This is a genomic window from Paenibacillus sp. NN59, assembly GCF_057597225.1.
Genome location: NZ_CP199678.1, coordinates 2,637,523 through 2,654,527 on the forward strand (window position 1 = coordinate 2,637,523; position 17,005 = coordinate 2,654,527).

16 protein-coding genes are annotated in these 17,005 nt (G+C 48.5%); 14 read left to right on the forward strand and 2 right to left on the reverse strand.

Translation table 11 applies throughout. The features are described from left to right. The first annotated feature begins 110 nt into the window (after positions 1–110). The 6 genes from ACT89M_RS11770 to ACT89M_RS11795 all read left to right on the forward strand — a co-directional run bounded on the left by ACT89M_RS11770 (position 111) and on the right by ACT89M_RS11795 (position 8,536). The gene (locus ACT89M_RS11770) at positions 111–2,165 is read left to right on the forward strand and encodes a protein kinase family protein (protein ID WP_308721987.1); all 2,055 of its coding nucleotides are present in this window, start codon (positions 111–113) and stop codon (positions 2,163–2,165) included. A 34-nt stretch (positions 2,166–2,199) separates the two neighbouring features. Further along, positions 2,200–2,952, forward strand: a complete 753-nt coding sequence (locus tag ACT89M_RS11775) for a vWA domain-containing protein (protein WP_090921050.1) — start codon at positions 2,200–2,202, stop codon at positions 2,950–2,952. A 10-nt stretch (positions 2,953–2,962) separates the two neighbouring features. Continuing rightward, positions 2,963–3,805 carry a protein phosphatase 2C domain-containing protein gene (locus ACT89M_RS11780; protein ID WP_308721986.1) on the forward strand — a complete coding sequence of 281 codons (843 nt, stop codon included), beginning with the start codon at positions 2,963–2,965 and terminating at the stop codon, positions 3,803–3,805. 207 nt (positions 3,806–4,012) lie between these two features. Beyond that, a complete protein-coding gene (locus ACT89M_RS11785) occupies positions 4,013–4,819 on the forward strand; it encodes an SDR family oxidoreductase (RefSeq protein WP_308721985.1) in 807 nt (268 codons plus the stop codon). A 229-nt stretch (positions 4,820–5,048) separates the two neighbouring features. After that, positions 5,049–7,577 (forward strand): ATP-dependent helicase HrpB, encoded by a 2,529-nt coding sequence (gene hrpB / locus ACT89M_RS11790; protein ID WP_308721984.1) that lies wholly within the window; start codon positions 5,049–5,051, stop codon positions 7,575–7,577. 350 nt (positions 7,578–7,927) lie between these two features. Continuing rightward, the gene (locus ACT89M_RS11795) at positions 7,928–8,536 is read left to right on the forward strand and encodes a general stress protein (RefSeq protein WP_145329913.1); all 609 of its coding nucleotides are present in this window, start codon (positions 7,928–7,930) and stop codon (positions 8,534–8,536) included. A 196-nt stretch (positions 8,537–8,732) separates the two neighbouring features. Here the strand turns inward: ACT89M_RS11795 and ACT89M_RS11800 are convergent, their stop codons facing one another. Next, positions 8,733–9,110, reverse strand: coding sequence for a YidH family protein (locus ACT89M_RS11800; protein WP_145412709.1), 378 nt, complete (start codon positions 9,108–9,110; stop codon positions 8,733–8,735). Positions 9,111–9,205: 95 nt separating this feature from the next. On the opposite strand from ACT89M_RS11800, the gene ACT89M_RS11805 reads away from it, so the two are divergent. From ACT89M_RS11805 to ACT89M_RS11825, 5 genes are all read left to right on the forward strand, one after another. Further along, entirely contained in the window at positions 9,206–10,378 is a 1,173-nt protein-coding gene (locus ACT89M_RS11805; RefSeq protein ID WP_487345235.1) for an acyltransferase, read from the forward strand. Between the two features lie 194 nt (positions 10,379–10,572). Further along, positions 10,573–10,947 carry a replication termination protein gene (locus tag ACT89M_RS11810; RefSeq protein ID WP_090921036.1) on the forward strand — a complete coding sequence of 125 codons (375 nt, stop codon included), beginning with the start codon at positions 10,573–10,575 and terminating at the stop codon, positions 10,945–10,947. Between the two features lie 2 nt (positions 10,948–10,949). Then, positions 10,950–11,966, forward strand: coding sequence for a Gfo/Idh/MocA family protein (locus tag ACT89M_RS11815; protein WP_154886312.1), 1,017 nt, complete (start codon positions 10,950–10,952; stop codon positions 11,964–11,966). Between the two features lie 296 nt (positions 11,967–12,262). Further along, complete coding sequence (locus tag ACT89M_RS11820; protein WP_308721982.1) at positions 12,263–13,522, forward strand: MFS transporter; 1,260 nt, start codon at positions 12,263–12,265, stop codon at positions 13,520–13,522. 89 nt (positions 13,523–13,611) lie between these two features. Then, positions 13,612–14,385: an ArsR/SmtB family transcription factor gene (locus tag ACT89M_RS11825; RefSeq protein WP_308721981.1), complete on the forward strand. Its 774-nt coding sequence runs from the start codon at positions 13,612–13,614 to the stop codon at positions 14,383–14,385. A 203-nt stretch (positions 14,386–14,588) separates the two neighbouring features. Here the strand turns inward: ACT89M_RS11825 and ACT89M_RS11830 are convergent, their stop codons facing one another. Beyond that, on the reverse strand, positions 14,589–15,155 hold the full coding sequence (locus ACT89M_RS11830) for a TraR/DksA C4-type zinc finger protein (RefSeq protein ID WP_308721980.1): 567 nt from the start codon (positions 15,153–15,155) through the stop codon (positions 14,589–14,591). 200 nt (positions 15,156–15,355) lie between these two features. Here ACT89M_RS11830 and ACT89M_RS11835 point away from each other — a divergent pair, with 200 nt between their 5' ends. Genes ACT89M_RS11835 through ACT89M_RS11845 form a run of 3 tightly spaced genes read left to right on the forward strand, consistent with a single transcriptional unit; the run spans position 15,356 to position 16,739 of the window. Beyond that, positions 15,356–15,733, forward strand: a complete 378-nt coding sequence (locus ACT89M_RS11835) for a DivIVA domain-containing protein (protein ID WP_154886309.1) — start codon at positions 15,356–15,358, stop codon at positions 15,731–15,733. A 41-nt stretch (positions 15,734–15,774) separates the two neighbouring features. Continuing rightward, entirely contained in the window at positions 15,775–16,224 is a 450-nt protein-coding gene (locus ACT89M_RS11840; RefSeq protein ID WP_308721979.1) for an Rrf2 family transcriptional regulator, read from the forward strand. A 17-nt stretch (positions 16,225–16,241) separates the two neighbouring features. Next, on the forward strand, positions 16,242–16,739 hold the full coding sequence (locus ACT89M_RS11845) for a metallophosphoesterase family protein (protein ID WP_308721978.1): 498 nt from the start codon (positions 16,242–16,244) through the stop codon (positions 16,737–16,739). Positions 16,740–17,005 lie beyond the last annotated feature (266 nt).

A 17,005-nucleotide genomic window follows, 5' to 3' on the forward strand; every position in this document is an offset into this window, starting at 1 on the left:
GGTCATATGCGGGCATCAAGTTAAAGATTGCAAGATTAAGGCAAAAACCGGGTGGATTACACCCGGTTTTTGCCGCAACTATGACACAAAAAACAGAGAGAGGGATGAGTATGTCTTTTCAACCGAATCCCGGCGATGAAGTGGTGATTAATGATATTGCCTATACGATTGGTCAGCATCCGGCTGCACCGGGGCTTGCTTATGCCCAAGCGGGAAGGCAAGGTATAGTTTATCAATTGATTCCCCGGACAGGTACCATTCATGGGGCCAAAGCACTAAAAGTATTTTTTCCAAAATTCCGTATCCCGGCTATGGTCTATCAGTCCGAGCATATGGAGCCATATAGTGAACTGCCAGGCTTGCGGGTATGCAAGCGTGAAGTGCTCACTCCGGAAAGAAACGGAGCGCTTATTGGAGAACATCCCGATCTGTTATATGCAGTACTGATGCCTTGGGTACAGGGTCTGACCTGGTTCGATGTGATCAGTGATCAAAAGCAGCTGACAGCGGAGGAAAGTCTGCAGCTGGCTAGAGCACTTGCAGGTACAGGTTCTGCAATGGAGCAACGTGGACTCGCACATTGTGATATGTCTGCTCCGAATGTAATGATTCCGTTTTTTTCCGAAGTGCAGAACTCGGCCCTGACTTCTGCAGTTGAACTGGTTGATGTGGAGCAGATGTACGGCTCCAAGATGGATCGACCAGATGCATTGCTTGCTGGTTCACCTGGTTACGCAGCCCATCGAACGGTACACAGCGGCTTGTGGAGTTCTTATGCAGATCGATTTGCCGGAGCTGTTATTATCGCCGAGATGTTATGCTGGTCCGACCCCGCCATCGTAGAGAAAGCTTGGGGAGAGAGTTATTTTGATCAACATGAGATGCAGACTTCGAGCGAGCGTTATTTCACGATGCGCGGTTCCCTTGAGAATCGCTGGGGCTCCAAATTATCAGATCTGTTTATCCGGGCATGGGAAAGTCATGATCTGAGCAGTTGTCCAACGTTTGGGGAATGGTACATTGCCCTTGCGTCTGTGGACACCCAGCAGGCTGAAGCCTTTCTGGCTGCTCTGGAAGCGCCGCAAGAGGATGTAACAGAATCTTCAGAAACTGATGTGGTTGCCACGCCAAAAGACTCTGAAACATCAACGAGTGTGAAACAAGATGCTAAAGCTGGAAATACATCGAATTCAAAACAATCTCCGGACCAGGAGGCCGTTGTAAACCGGCTGTTTTTACAAGCTAGAGCGCTGGAGGATGAAGACAAACCAGCAGCGGCCCTTGAGGTTTATCGGTCACTGTATCACTTCATTCCGGATAACAGTGCGATGCAGCTGGAAGTAGAGGCCGCAATCAAGGAACTGGATGCCAAAATCAACTCAAACACGGAGACTACTGAGCCGGCAGTGATTCCATTCTACCGTTCCAGAAAATTCATGATCTCCTCGGCAGTGCTCATTGTACTGCTTGCCGGGGGTGTACCCACAGTTAAAATCCTTGCCGATCAGGCCGAGGTTAAACAGCAGGAGGCTGCTCGTATAGCCGCAGCAAAAGCGGCAGAAGATGCGGAAGCCGCCAAGCTCAAACAGGCAGAAGCCGAAAAGCAAAAGGCTGCAGAAGCGGCAAAGCAGGAAGCTGATGCAAAGAAAAAGCTTGCTGAGGCTAAACAAAAGGAAGCGGAAACGAAGAAACAAGAGGAAGAACGTAAAGCCTTGCAGGCTAAATACGAGAAGCAGGCTAAATATGAAGCTTATCTGGCGAAGCAGGAGCAACAGAAAAAAGAAGCAGCACGTAAAGCACTGCAAGCAAAATACGACCAGCAAGCGAAGTATGAAGCTTATATAGCGTGGAAAAAAGAAAATGACGCCAGAATTGCAAAGGAGAAGGCTGCTGCCGAAGCCAAACGTAAGCAAGAGTTGGCTCAGAAAGAAGCTCTTAAGAAAAGACGGGCTCAAAATGTCGTGACACTGATTGCAAGCTATAACAAGGCGTACAATGCACAAATAGGAAGAAAAACGGACAGCGCTCTTTCGTATGCTCGCGATTTCAAAAACCTATATAATACGGACGCTTCGTATTTTAAAGGTGTAGGTAAAGTGGCGGCACGAATGAGTGCGATCAACAAATTTTTGAGTAATTCCAAGTACTCACTGCCAGACTTATAAATTTATATTAAATAATAGAGGTGACACACTCTAGATGAACTACACAATTCAAGCATCGCAACGTACACCTGCACTTATTATTTATTTAATTGATATTAGCGCCTCCATGAATATGGTTCTGGACAATCGTCGCCGGATTGACATCGTTTATGATGCTTTATCTTTGGCGATCCGGCAGATGGTATTTCGTTCAACCAAAGGAAATCGGCTGACGCCGCGTTACCGAATTGCTATTTTGGCCTACAGTGACGATGTATATGATGTATTAAACGGGATTAAAGGAATCGATGAGGTTGCGGCTGTAGGTTCGTTGCCTGATTTGACACCTCGACGTTTCTCAGACTCCGCAAAAGCATTTTTGCAGGCAGAGAAAATTTTGCAAGCAGAAATACCTAACATGCAGGACTGCCCTGCGCCACTCGTATGTCATATGACCGATGGTGTTGCGACTGGAGAAGACCCGGAGCCGATCGCCAAGCGCATTATGGGCATGAGTGTGCCGGATGGCAATGTTTTGGTTGAAAATATATTTATAAGTGATCATCTGCTGGAAGCTCCGATTGCAGAGCCTAGACGCTGGAAGGGGATCTCACCAGAGACAAACCTGCAAGACGAGCATGGGGAGAAGTTGCGTAATATGTCATCCGTGCTGCCTGAAAGCTATCGCGAAATGTTGGTGGAGGCAGATTATTTGCTAGCACCAGGCGCACTCATGATGTTGCCTGGTACTTGTGCAGAACTGGTATCCATTGGATTCCAGATGTCTGCTGCAACACCTGTAAGATAGGAGGGGAATCATGCGAGCAATGCGTATGGCAACATTGTCTGCCAGTGATCGAGGGGGACATGCGAAGCAGCAACAGGATAATTTTCGCTATGTAAGCATTCAGACTGGGGAACAGCCGTTAACTCGTTACCAAGGCAAGCTGAAATGCAGATACGGATATGGACGTGCAGCCGAAACCGTGAACCAGGGTGACGCAGGGCAAGACTTTGTTGCGATTCGCATGCAAGGTAATGTCTGTCATTTTGTATTGTGTGATGGAGTTGGCATGAGTTATCTGGGTGATTTTGCTGCGCGTTTTCTCGGTAGTGCGCTACTGGAATGGCTGGAAACGACGTCATCATTAACCGCTGAAGGGGTCGAGCAGTTTCTGCAAAGTCTAACGGGTTCCGCATCTGAACAGTTAGAACAACTACAGCCCTTGGATACCTCGCCTCTTCTGCTACGGGAGGTATTGATGGAAAAGCGAAGCCAAGGAAGTCAGGCCATGTATGTATGCGGACGCATTGAACTCACATCTGGAAGACGGAAGAGCCGAGTATGGCTGGCATGGCAAGGAGATTCCAGAATCCGGCTCTGGCGTAATGGACAGGAGCAGTCGGAACAATTCCAAACACATTGCAAGACCAATGAGCGTTGGTCTACACGAGAAGGCTCCATAGGGGGGAGACCCCATGTTTTCGAAATGAAAGGTTCAGGAAGTGAATCATTTCGCCTTCAACTGTATACAGACGGACTGAATGATCTCGATGCCATTGGTACATACATCCCGGATGAACATATTCAAGTGTTGCTGGATGCCGCCCATATCGGCGGACTTGAGGATGATGCCGCTTTCATCGAACTGGAGTGGTGAACATGCCCTGTAACGAGGATCGTTTTCTGAGATAGATCTGCGTGTGGCTGGTGCAGATCGTCAGTGTATGTAACTGCCTGAAAAATGAAAAAAGTTACGAGTGTTGATTTAAAAGCTGCTGGTTTTGGGTAATCTTGTGAAGAATTGATTGAAATAAAATCAGATTAAATCTTTACATAATTTCCAAGACGAAGGAGTGGTTGGGCTATGACACAACACAGCAGCAGATTACCATTTCAAGGTAAGGTGGCTATCATTACAGGAGCTGGCTCGGGAATCGGCAAGGCCACGGCACTCAAGCTGGCGAATGAAGGGGCGCATGTAGCGTTGTTCGATCTGGTGAATGATCGGATTTCAAAGACAGAAGCGGAGATTAATGCGAACCATGAAGGGGCTGCACGAGCATTCGATGTGGACATTTCCGATCCGGCACGGGTTGAAAAGGCTGTACTGGAAACGGTGGAATTGTTTGGAGGACTGGATATCGTTTTTGCTAATGCGGGCATTAACGGGGTGTCTGCTCCAATCGAAGAAATTCAGGTACAGGACTGGCAACAGATTATTACGACGAACCTGAACGGCACATTTTTCACCGTAAAATATGCTCTCCCACATCTGAAAAAACGCGGCGGCGGTAGCATTATTATTACGAGCTCGATCAATGGGAATCAGCGTTTCTCCAGCTTCGGTATGTCGGCGTACAGTACGTCAAAGGCAGGACAGGTTGCTTTTGCCAAGATGGCGGCTTTGGAGCTGGCGAAATTCAAGATCAGAGTCAACGTAATCTGTCCAGGTGCGATTGCTACCAATATTGATCAAAGTACGATCAAAACAGATGACCTTCAGGACATTATCATCCCGATGGAATTCCCGGAAGGACAGCAGCCACTCGCGGATGGACCAGGACAGCCCGAGCACGTTGCGGATCTGGTTAGCTTCCTCGCTTCCGGCGCATCCAAACATATTACTGGAGCCGAGATTGTGATCGATGGTGCGGAGTCTCTGCTGAGCTGATCGGGTAAACGATGGGGACGTAACTGGATAAGACAGTAACCGTTATTCGCAGATGAGTACCCCGCAAGCTGAATGTTAGATAATTGAATGAGTTTGGGTAATATCCATAAGTTATGGATGTCATATAGTCGTTCCTTCGGGACGGCTTTTTTTGTTATAATGCTAACATTCGAATAGTGAGCTTATAGAATGATATCGAAACGGTAAGATATGCATTAGGAGCGATGATATGTACACTGATTTACCAATACAAGCGATTATTCCGGAGGTACAGCAGCTGTTCCGTGACCAGGATACGGGTGTTTTGATTGCTGAACCGGGCGCCGGAAAAACAACGGTTGTGCCGCTGGCGATGCTTGAACAGCCTTGGCTGGATGGCAAAAAAATCATTATGCTGGAGCCGCGGAGACTCGCTGCTCGTTCAGCCGCGTCGAGAATGGCAGCAACGCTGGGTGAAAAGGCAGGACAAACGGTCGGATACCGCGTACGAATGGATACCCGGGTAAGCCCGGCTACACGAATCGAAGTGGTCACTGAGGGTGTATTAACACGTATGCTACAGCAGGATCAGGGACTTGAAGATACGGCAATGATCATTTTTGACGAGTTTCATGAACGACATCTTCACGGGGATCTGGGGCTCGCTTTGGCGCTGGAATCGCGGGCCATGTTGCGTCCGGATCTGAAGCTGCTGGTCATGTCGGCAACGCTTGACCCGGAACCGGTCTGTCGTATGCTGGGCGAAGATACACAAGTTGTGCATTGTAAAGGCCGTACGTTTCCGGTGGAAACGAAATATGCCGGGAAACCTGCCGCAGTTGAAATCGAGAGCTGGACGGCTCGTACCATTATTCGGGCATTGAGTGAAGAACAAGGGGACGTTTTGGTTTTTCTTCCCGGAGCGAGAGAGATTCATCGTACGGAAAGGGAACTGTTGCAAGCATCTCTTCCTCCGCAGGTCCTTGTACATACGCTGTATGGCAGTATGTCTGCCGAGAAGCAGGATGAAGCCATCCGGCCTGCGGCGGGTGGCTGGCGCAAGGTTGTGCTGTCCACTTCCATTGCGGAGTCGAGTCTGACTCTTCCGGGTGTAAAAGTGGTCGTGGATGCAGGACTCAGCCGGGCGTCGGCTTTCTCGCCAAGGACGGGCATGAGCCGGCTTGTCACACAGCCGGTCTCCAAGGCGTCCGCTGACCAGCGACGCGGACGTGCGGGGCGTATTGCCCCGGGGGTGTGTTACCGGCTATGGAGCGAGGAGGCTCATAGCGCGTTGCCTGAAGCAACACGCCCGGAGATCACCTCCGCGGATCTTGCGCCGCTGGCGCTGGAGCTTGCCGCGTGGGGGGTCCAGTCTCCAGCTGAGCTTAGCTGGCTGGACACCCCGCCTGATGCGGCTTACGCTCAGGCACAGGCGCTGCTGCGCCAGCTGGGCGGCCTGGACGACGCAGGCCGCCTCACGCCCTTTGGGCGGCGGATGAACACGCTTGGCGTTCATCCGCGGCTGGCCAGCATGTTGCTCCGCGCGGCGGAGCTTGGGCTGGCCAGCTACGCCAGCACGCTGGCGGCGCTGCTGCAGGAGCCGGCAGGCCTCCGCAGCAGCAGCGCAAGTGCTGGCGGCGCGGGCACGGACTTGCGCCCGCGCGTAGAAGCGCTGCTGGCCGCAGGCAGCAGCGGGGGGCCGCCAGCGGCGGCGGCTGGCGCAGACGGTGCTGCCGTGCGGCGCATGTTGCAGGAGAGCCGCCAGCTATGCTCGGCGCTCGGCAACGCGGCGGCCGATCCGGTGCGGCCGGATGAGGACAGCTGCGGGTTGCTGCTGTCCTTTGCGTATCCGGACCGGATCGGGCAACGCCGCGAGGATGGCCGCTATCTGCTGAGCAGCGGCCGCGGGGTACGGCTCGCGGGGGCAGAGTCGCTGAGCCGTTCCGCCTATCTGGTCGCAGCCGAGGCCGACGACCAGGGGGCAGATGCGCGTATCCTGCTGGCTACGCCAGTGCAGGAGCAGACGATGCTACGTGCCGCGCAGCATCTATTGCACGAGGAGGTGCTGGTGGCTTGGGATCGCACGACTAGAAGTGTGCGGGCACATAAGCGGCAGCTTATCGGAGCAATAATGATCAAGGAAAGCATGATTGCACAGCCACCGGAAGATCAGGTGCTGGAAGCACTATTGTCGGGGATACGACTGGAAGGGTTGGACATCCTGCCGTGGAGTAAAACATCGCGCCAACTTGCGGAGCGCATGCGTTTTCTGCATCTGCACATGCCAGACTGGCCTGATCTGATCGAGAATCATCTGACGGATGAGCTGCAGGAACAGCTTGCACCGTATCTGGCAGGAATGCGCTCGGCCGCTGATCTGAAGAAACTGTCCATGCATGATGTACTTTTAGGCGGACTTAGCTGGGCGCAGCGGCAGCAACTGGATGAAGAGGCGCCTACCCACATTCAGGTTCCAAGTGGTTCTCGGATTCCCGTAGATTACAGCAATCCGGAAGATCCGATTCTGGCTGTTCGATTACAAGAGATGTTTGGACAGCAAGAGACCCCTCACATCGGAGGCGGTCGTGTTCCGGTCACGTTGCATCTGTTATCTCCAGCGCAACGCCCTGTACAGGTTACAAGAGATTTGGCGAACTTCTGGCGTGAGACCTATTTTGAAGTGAAGAAAGATTTAAAAGGGCGATATCCGAAACATTACTGGCCGGATAATCCGCTTGAAGCGATCGCAACGAATCGTGCGAAACCGCGAACAACCTGATAATCAGGTTGTTCATAATCTACAGAAGTCAAACTGAACATGTCTATACCTACAGTCTGATGACAGAATAACCCTAAGGAACGCTGTATTTTCGCTTTGTCGTGTATGCCTCTCTCGTCGCGAAGCATATGCACCAGACGCAAATTTCATTTTGAGCGGGAACATCCCCGCAGTATCGCTGTTTCAGTTTTTTTCTCTGGATGATCTTGTCAACTTTCGTTCCCACTGATTTTCGGTCTTTTGACCTAATTAGTATTTATGCATATGATCATTAGCCCAGAGACGTTTGAAAGAGAGAATGACGGGTAATAACATAGCGAACCACTCAAATCCATGAGGAGGTATTCACTATGAAGAAGAAAATCGTAGGTGTGTTTAATACAGAGCGTGAGGCATCCGATGCTATTGAAAGTTTGAAAGCCGAAGGATTTACATCGGATGAGATATCTGTCGTAACGCAGGACAGAGATGAGCTGAAGGCTATTCGGGAAGAGACAGGCACAAAAGCGCCAGAGGGTGTAGCAGCTGGCGCAGCCACAGGTGGTGTGCTTGGAGGCGTAGCAGGTTTGCTTGCTGGCATAGGTGCACTGGCTATTCCGGGGATCGGCCCGATTCTGGCTGCAGGACCTATTGCCGCAGCATTTACAGGTGCAGCTGTAGGTGCAGGAGCCGGCGGATTGGTTGGTGGACTTGTAGGACTGGGCATTCCAGAAGAGGATGCGAGACAATACGAGGAGTATGTGCAGCATGGTAAAATTCTGTTGCTCGTTGACTCATCGGATCGGGATAACGCGGTATACGATGTGTTTAACCTTAACCGTCAGACTCATTCCAACATCGATCCTGTGCATGGTGAAGATGTGAATACTGTTGATTCACGTCCAGATCTCGATATGGAAGAACGCCGAATGGAAGCACAGACCAAAGCCGCTCGTTTCGGCAACAACACCTTTTTGTAAAGACTGAACACGACAGAACACATGCGGGCTCAATTGAATAAGAGTCTTTGGAATACGAATGATGCATGTGAACGATAACTTGGACTTTAGCCGGTCTCCGCTGAGGAGATCGGTTTTTGTCCTCATACGGGATTCGGCTGTCTCAGGTTTGCAATGGGTTTGTAATGATAAGATCCAAATATTGTTTTTCACATGGTCAGACAGGGAATAACAATACATACAGCAGCACAGCTAGCGCGAGGCCAATCACAAGCAACAGGAGACTGAGAAACGTGATAAGTCCGGTAGTGGCTTGGAAGGTCTGCTCATTAATCTGTGTGCGTTTACGGTGGTAAGCAATGGCTGAACAACCAATGATGGCAATGCCGCCAAACAGAGAAGTGATTCCCGTGATGATGGCAGCAAGATGGGCAATGCGGTCATAGGCGGTGGAATGAAAACCGAAACCAGCGGCAAGGAAACCGATCCCTGCCATGGCAATGCCTGTGCGTACCCAAGCGAGAAATGTACGCTCGTTAGCTAGATGTTGTTGAACCGTTTTGGATTCATGTGAACCGGATGATTTATCTGACATTACTTTTACATACCTCCAATGGATGGTTAAAGGTTTTTTAATTTGATTTCGTATTTGATATTTCAAAAATAAACAAGAAAGGCAGGTTGAGTGATTTGCCTCGCAAAGAACGAATTACTGAAATCGAAACACTACGAGGCTTGGCCTTTGCAGCGGTTGTACTGCAACATTCTATTGCTCATTATTCGCTGGTTCCGCAGGCTGGACTTCAGGATGGCGTCGTGCTGGCCTTGCTACTGATGTTAGCGAAGTTCGCTGTGCCACTTTTTATATTTATAACCGGGATGGTGCTGTTCTACAACACCGGTGATAAGCTCCATTACGGCCAGTTTATGCGGAAAAGAGTCATGGACGTCATCTTGCCCTATGTGGTCTGGTCTCTCATTTATTTTATACTTGCCCCGCGTAACTGGACAACATTCGGCTGGCAGGACATTCCTGACCTCGCTCTGAAGCTGGTGACAGGTAAGACGGCTTCGCATTTCTGGTACATCATTATGCTCATTCAGTTTTACGTGTTTTTTCCGTTATTCTTGCTTGGTATCCGGTATGTAGTCCATCGTTACCAAGCCAAGGGACGAATGCTCGCACTGCTGGGTTCAGGTGTCTTATTTCTGGTTCTATCCGATCAATTAAGGAACATTGCCGGCTGGATGGAGCGGATGCAAATCCCGGTACTGACAGATGCTTTTACAACCTATGCAGACCGTAATTTCATCTATTTCTTTTTTTATTTTGTACTGGGCGCTGCGGCGGGAATTTCGGTACAGCGCTGGAAAGAATGGATTGAGCGTTTGCGCTGGGTCTACTGGCTGGTGTTTATGATCTTGGGTCTGCGGTTTATGTATCTATTAATGCTGGAGTTTCAGAAACCCGAAGGAATTCAAATCCGTTTTTATACCGTCAGCCTGATCAGGCCGGATATGGTTCTGTTCCTGATTGCTTCCATTATGGTGATGTACCAATTAGCCAGTAAGCTTCATCACCATCGCGTTCTTTACTGGCTGGGATGGATTGGCGGCATGTCGTATGGGGGATATCTGATGCACATGCTGGTGCTGCGTTACAGTTACATTCCAGACGAATGGTTTTACGTGGCGTGGGGCTGGAATCCTGCGATACGCACGATTGTCACTTGGATTGTAGCACTGAGCGTATCTTGTGTGCTGACTTGGTTCATCTCGCGTTTTAAATGGGGAAAATGGATCGTAGGCGTTGTACCGAAACACACCCATGTCAATAAAACACCTGTTCCGGTCCAAAAATGATTATTTCATCATATGAAAAATTCACAATAATAAAAACTGTGCTTACTTACATCAGCACTCCTATATCCAAATTCTTTATCCTGCTTACTCTCCATAACAACACGTTACAAGAGTGAGATCAGGATCAAGATGGCAGGATCAGAACATATGTTTTATAATGAGAGATAGACAGGTTCTGACAGGAGGGAAAGCGCATGGCTTTTATGATTGCACAGCGGGCATTTATCAAAGTTTATCTGATCACGATGGTGGAGCAACATAGAGGTTATGGTTACGAGATGCTGGAAGCGATGAAGCAAGAATTCAAAGATTACGGATATGTACCACCCCAAAGTGAGGTATATCGGGCATTACATGAGCTGGTACAACAGGGCATCTTTTATCGAACCAAAAAATTAAAGGGAAACGACCCCAAAGTTGATTTCCAGGAAATTGTTCTTTATCACTTTACTGATGATGGGGCGGCCAAAGCAGAGTTATATAAGAAACAGGTGAAAGCTGATCTGGATCGTTGTCTTGGCATTTTGCACAAGGCAGAAGCGGATAATTACGGTACGAAAGGAAGATGAGCATGAACAGACCTCTGCAGTGGGGTGTACTGGGAACTTCAACGATTGCCAAAAATGCTATTATTCCTGCAATTCAGCAGTCTGAACGGGGTGAAGTACTGGCGATTGCCAGCCGTTCCAAGGAAAAGGCTGAAGCTCTGGCTGAAGAGATGGACATTGTCAGATCCTATGGCAGTTATGAGGAACTTATTGCTGATCCGGATATCCAGGCCGTCTATATCCCGTTGCCAAACCATTTGCATCGAGAGTGGACGATTAAAGCTGCCGAGGCAGGAAAACATGTGCTTTGTGAAAAACCTGCCGCGCTGAATGCAAAGGAATCGATAGAGATGATTGAGGCATGTGAACGTCACGGGGTATTGTTCTCCGAAGCGATTATGTATCGATATCATCCGAAGCACAGACGGGTGCAGGACATTATCGAGAGTGGCGAGATTGGAACGGTCAGAGCGATCCATGGTAATTTTACATGTAATACCGCGGATGACAAAGACAATGTGAGATTCAAAAAAGATATGGGCGGAGGCTCCATTTTTGATCTTGGCGTGTACCCCATTTCGGCTGCCCGGATGTATCTGGGACAAGAGCCGGAGGCCGTTACGGTTCATGCCTTATTTTCAGAGGAGCATGATGGCGTCGACATGATGGCTTCAGGTCTGATTGAGTTTCCGAACTCGGTCGCATTAACCTTTGATTGCGGCATGTGGGCATCAGGACGGGCCGAGATGGAGATTCTCGGAACGGAAGGACGTATTGAGCTGCCTAAAGTGTTCGGCTGGGAGAATAGCGATATTCCGCCTCAGATCATCATTCATACGGATTCCGTCAGCCGGGAGGAACGAGTTTCGGTATCCAACTCCTATGTGCTTCAGGTCGAAACATTTGCAATGGCAGCTCTTGAGGGAGAGGCGTTGCCATTCGGTCCGGACAACACCGTTTTGAACATGCGTGTGATTGATGCCTGTCTGGAATCTGCGCGCAAGCGTCAGCGGGTGCTGGTGGATCGTAGTCCGATTTAAGCAACTGCTACAGCTGTAGTGCAATGACCTCCAGACTTTAACCTTTATTTAGGCTGTACATTTAAAATCAGGCATGATACAGGACTCCATCGATGACGATGAGAGTCTTTTTTGTGTGGTTATGCAAAGGCCATTCAGGATGGAGAGTTAAGCCTGATATTTGTATAGATATTCAATATTAAAAATATCCTTAAGGAACAACGTTAAAAATATTTTCACGTTTGTATTGATTTTTGCATAAACTTCGTTAAAATAATATTAACATGAAAAATATTTTAACGTCGAGGAGTGGAACAATGATGAACGAGGGTGCTGTCGCGGGGAAACAAGGTTTGGGAGAATTAATTCGAATCAGGCCATATATACAATTTATGTTGAGTAAGATGGTGTCCCGCTTTGGGGATTCCATCGATTCGATTGCGTATAGCTGGATGGTGTACATTTTAACCGGATCGAAGGTACTGATGGGCACACTTCTTGCCGTTAACTTTTTACCGAATATTGTGTTTGGGCTGTTCGCCGGGGCATTGGTGGATCGATTATCTCCGAAAAAAGTCATCGTCATGACGAATACCGGACGCGGAGTGATGGTTGGACTCACAGCACTTTTATTCGCCCTGGGGCAACTTGAAGTGTGGCACTTATTTGTATTCACGGTACTGAACTCCTTGCTGGAATGTTTCACGTCACCTGCCGAGGTGTCCAGCGTTCCCAGGTTATTGCCTCAGTCCATGTTGCTTTCAGGTAACGCGATGACCTCTTCAGCCACTCGATTGGCTGAACTGGCGGGGCTAGCCGCGGCAGGCGCTTTAATTGCAACTGTGGGTATCGCGTGGACTATCTGGATTGACGCCGCGTTGTTTGCACTGAGCGCTATCCTGATGAGCCGGGTGGACTATCCAGAATGGATGTCACCACGAGCCGTATCATCTGGCGCCAGGAGTCTGATCTCCGAGATGGCGGAAGCTTTTCATTTTCTACGTAAACATGCCTTGTTATTCGTCTCTTCGGTGTTATTCGCTTGGGTTAACTTCTGCCTGATGCCCTTTAATGTGCTACGTACACCTTACGTGATGGAAACACTGCAAGCAGGTGCTTGGGGATTAAGTCTGCTTAGCGGGCTTTTAGTTGGAGGGATCGTGCTTGGTGGTCTGTGGATGTCACAACAAGGGACACGTTACCGTAAAAGCGTGCTGGTCATCACCGGCATTGTTATGCTTGGTTGCGGATATGCGATGACTGCACTTCCGGCTTATATGACGTCATTCCAGCTTCCGACTGCAGGTGTGTTCTGTTTGCTTATGGGTTTAGGTATACCGCTTGCGACAACGCCGCTCGTTTCATATCTGATGGAAGTAACCCCAGGTCATATGCTCGGAAGAGTGTCTGCGCTGCAAAGTATGCTGGTCCTAAGTGTTTCACCACTCGGTAGTTTGTTGTCCGGTGTTCTGGCCGATTGGTTTTCAATGCCGATCCTGTTCATTGTATTTGGCGTGTTACTGGGGTTGTCTGCGATATTACTGCTTACCAGCAAAAGTTTTCGGCGGGAGATGTAAGTGTACGTCCTTTTGACCGAAGTCCTGTCTGAACGGTATAATATAGGGAACGAAGGGCAGGCAGGTACCCCGGAAATGAGGATTCGGATATGCAGCAACATAAAGTGCTCTCAACAATTGAAGAGATCAAAATCTACTCTGATCCGTACCGGATACAGATTATGAATATGTTTAACCGCCAGGGCAGACCTTCCACCGTGAAGGAAATTGCAGATCTGATGGGAGAAGTGCCTGCGAAGGTGCATTATCATGTGAAAAAACTGGAGAAAATCGGTCTTCTAACCATGGTATCCACTCGGGAAATCAACGGCATTATCGCAAAATATTACGAACCCTTCTCGGGTGAAATCCACCTTCGTCACAAGGATGAAGAGGATGAAAATTCACCGCTGAAGCAGGTTTTTCGCTCCGAAACGCTAAAGTTGCTGAACGAAATGTTCGAACAGAGCCGCCAGCGCTTTATGAATCATGCAGAGCATGATCGTCAGGAGAAACGTTTTATCTCGGATATGACGCTCTACGCTACGGCGGATGAAGTAGAGGAGCTATATCAGAACATTGTGGAGCTGTGCAAACCGTATTTAACCAAGGATGAACAGAAATCAGACCATCAGGTTTTTCAGCTGTTCACGGCGCTGTCCAAAGAGGCACAGGTTGCGTCGCATTCTGATTCTGGAATTAAGAAGAAAAAGGCAGTTTCGGCTGGGCAGAAAAAAGAAAAAGAAAAAGAAAAAGAGTCTGATTCCAATGCATCTACAAAGGCATCGAAAACATCCGAAATATCAAGTACGGCGAAAAAATCGAAACCTGCTGCCAAACGGAAAACCTCAGAACCTAAGGCCTTTGATTCTACAGATGAATAGCTGATCAAGATCGAAATGAAACATGATAGTTCTTTCTAGTGTAAGGCGCAGGACGGACCAAATGTAGACGTATGATAGTCGATTCATTCATTTTAGGAAGATAGAACAATCGGGTAGCATGGAGTTACAGCAAAAAAGCCGCCAATGGCGGCTTTTTATTATCATAATGCGATAGGGCTGATTCCATCCGAGTCGATGTTACTTTACATGTTCTCGTCGTAATCCTTCACCTCTCGTTTGGCGGCCATCGCGGGGGAATTGGATGTACCATAGTCCTCTACGGCTTCCCATGCTTCTGCATGGTCAAACTTGCCCGCGTTACGCTGTCTCACTTCCCCGGCACCACTCGGTGGCATCGTCATGACCTCTTCCTCAACAGGACGATCATTACTTACGTCCCGGTTTGGAGTATCATCGATGCAATAGGCGGTATAAGGTATAGCTTGCAAACGTTCAAAAGGGATCTCTTTGCCACATGTAACACAGGTTCCATATGTACCCTCATTCATACGTTCGAGGGCTTCATTGACCTGATTAAACTCTTCGGTTAGTGTATCGTCGATTGCGAGGTCACGGCTGCGTTCAAACGTTTCTGTTCCCGCGTCTGCCGGGTGATTATCGTAAGAGGAGAGTTCGCCTGTAGAATCTTTTAACGACTCTGCTGGTGCGCCATCCTCCATACTGGATTCAAAATGACGTTGCAGATCTTCACGCTGCTCCAGCAGGGCTTGCTGCAATTCTTTACGTTGATCTTGGGTTAATTTACTCATAAGGACATGCTCCTTTCCCGCTTGAGGGGGTGTAGTGACTTCTTACCCTAAAAGCAAGTGAGGCAATCATTTTGCACGGGAGAGGGCGGTTTCGTTTTATATCTGATGCATTATGTGTTATAAAAAATAGAGAGAGAATTGCCGTGTGTTCTTTTCGAATGAATGGAACCGCTGCTCGGCTATAATGGAGGGTTGTCAAGATGGATGAACATATGAAACGAAGATTGGACAAACAGAGACAATTGTTCAAACAACTGGGTGTACAGCTGGATGCTTTATCAATTCATGAGAAACAGTTCAATTATAAACTTCGTGGTTATGACCCGGACGAGGTAGATGCGTACCTGGATCTGGTGATTAAGGATTACGAGCGCTTTTATGCGAATATTGCGGATTTAATGGATAAATGGCAGGAACAACAGTTGACCATTCGTGACCTCAAAAATTCGGTCAAACCTGTCGAAGACCCGAATAAGATTGATCGCAAACAACTGGATGACATCGTGAAGCAACTGGAGTATACTGTGCGACAACTCAAAGTCAGAGCACGTCCTGAAAAGGATCTGTTTATGGAATAAGGCTGGAACATCCGGGATTATATTAAAAAAGGTGGTTAATCATGAGTACTCATTTTTCGGTCAGTGTGCATTGTTTGTTGTTACTGTCTCTCAGCGCGCCTGAACGAATCACGTCTGCTGAAATTGCGGGCAGCGTAAATACCAATCCTGTCGTTGTCAGACGTATACTGGGAGGGCTGAAAAAGGCAGGATTAGTCAATTCTTCACCAGGCACTCGAGGGTTTTATTTGGCAAAGCCAGCGAGTGAAATTACACTTGCCATGGTTTATGAGGCAGCCAAGGATGAAGGACCATTGTTCCCGATTCATGGCAATTGTAATCCCAATTGTGAAGTAGGCCTTCAAATCGATGGACTGCTGACCAATCTGTATCAGATTGCTGAATCTAAAGTGGAGCAGTTCTTTGCAACGATCACGCTTGAAGATATGGAGCGTACCAGTACCGAGCGGATTCGGGCTTCACAATTAGAGGCGAACCAGAAGTCGAACTAAGGGAAGGCGGTAATCACATGAAAATCATTGTTATCTCCGACACGCATCTACCAAAAAAAGCAAAAACATTACCAACACCATTGGTTGACGCATTGACTAGTGCAGATCTCATTCTTCATGCAGGGGACTGGTCAGACTGGAGTGTGTATGAATTGCTAAGCCATTACGCTCCGGTCGAAGGTGTAGCTGGTAACACGGACCCATCCGAGATTGGAGAGAAGCTGGGTTTCTCGCGAGTTGTTGAAGCGGAAGGATTACGGATTGGACTTGTGCATGGTCATCGTGGATCAAACGGAACAGAGCAGAACGCCATTCAGACCTTTGCTGGAGAGCAACTGGATGCGGTAGTCTATGGACATTCCCATATTCCGGTGATGCATACCGTAGATGGTTTACTTGTATTTAATCCGGGTTCACCCACGGACCGCCGGTTTCAGAAGCGATTTTCGTTTGGAATCATGACGGCAGAAGATGGGAAATTGCAGGCCGAGCATGTTTTTTTTGATCGTGAATAGATCGTGTTTGTATGGACATGTTGGCTTGGATAACGATAGAACAACATTCCATATAAAAGGTGTCTCTGAACAGAAGTCATTTCTGATTTAGAGACGCTTTTTTGTTTTTGGAGGATGATTTTGACGTGAAACGTTATCTCTGAATGGGGAATATGTGCGGTTTGTTATCTGTCATTCATCTGTTTGCGTTATGCTCTATGGCAGTGATCGAGAGAGTGATACAATGCGTTTACGACATAAAATGAATGCGTTTACATAAAGGGGAG

Bases quoted from the DNA above. Each gene is read 5' to 3' on its own strand.
- ACT89M_RS11810 (WP_090921036.1), top strand. From the start codon at position 10,573: ATGGCTTTTATGATTGCACAGCGGGCATTTATCAAAGTTTATCTGATC.
- ACT89M_RS11780 (WP_308721986.1), top strand. From the start codon at position 2,963: ATGCGAGCAATGCGTATGGCAACATTGTCTGCCAGTGATCGAGGGGGA.
- ACT89M_RS11770 (WP_308721987.1), top strand. From the start codon at position 111: ATGTCTTTTCAACCGAATCCCGGCGATGAAGTGGTGATTAATGATATT.
- ACT89M_RS11815 (WP_154886312.1), top strand. From the start codon at position 10,950: ATGAACAGACCTCTGCAGTGGGGTGTACTGGGAACTTCAACGATTGCC.
- ACT89M_RS11785 (WP_308721985.1), top strand. From the start codon at position 4,013: ATGACACAACACAGCAGCAGATTACCATTTCAAGGTAAGGTGGCTATC.
- ACT89M_RS11820 (WP_308721982.1), top strand. From the start codon at position 12,263: ATGATGAACGAGGGTGCTGTCGCGGGGAAACAAGGTTTGGGAGAATTA.
- ACT89M_RS11800 (WP_145412709.1), bottom strand. From the start codon at position 9,110: ATGTCAGATAAATCATCCGGTTCACATGAATCCAAAACGGTTCAACAA.
- ACT89M_RS11835 (WP_154886309.1), top strand. From the start codon at position 15,356: ATGGATGAACATATGAAACGAAGATTGGACAAACAGAGACAATTGTTC.
- ACT89M_RS11830 (WP_308721980.1), bottom strand. From the start codon at position 15,155: ATGAGTAAATTAACCCAAGATCAACGTAAAGAATTGCAGCAAGCCCTG.
- ACT89M_RS11775 (WP_090921050.1), top strand. From the start codon at position 2,200: ATGAACTACACAATTCAAGCATCGCAACGTACACCTGCACTTATTATT.
- hrpB (WP_308721984.1), top strand. From the start codon at position 5,049: ATGTACACTGATTTACCAATACAAGCGATTATTCCGGAGGTACAGCAG.
- ACT89M_RS11795 (WP_145329913.1), top strand. From the start codon at position 7,928: ATGAAGAAGAAAATCGTAGGTGTGTTTAATACAGAGCGTGAGGCATCC.
- ACT89M_RS11845 (WP_308721978.1), top strand. From the start codon at position 16,242: ATGAAAATCATTGTTATCTCCGACACGCATCTACCAAAAAAAGCAAAA.
- ACT89M_RS11840 (WP_308721979.1), top strand. From the start codon at position 15,775: ATGAGTACTCATTTTTCGGTCAGTGTGCATTGTTTGTTGTTACTGTCT.
- ACT89M_RS11825 (WP_308721981.1), top strand. From the start codon at position 13,612: ATGCAGCAACATAAAGTGCTCTCAACAATTGAAGAGATCAAAATCTAC.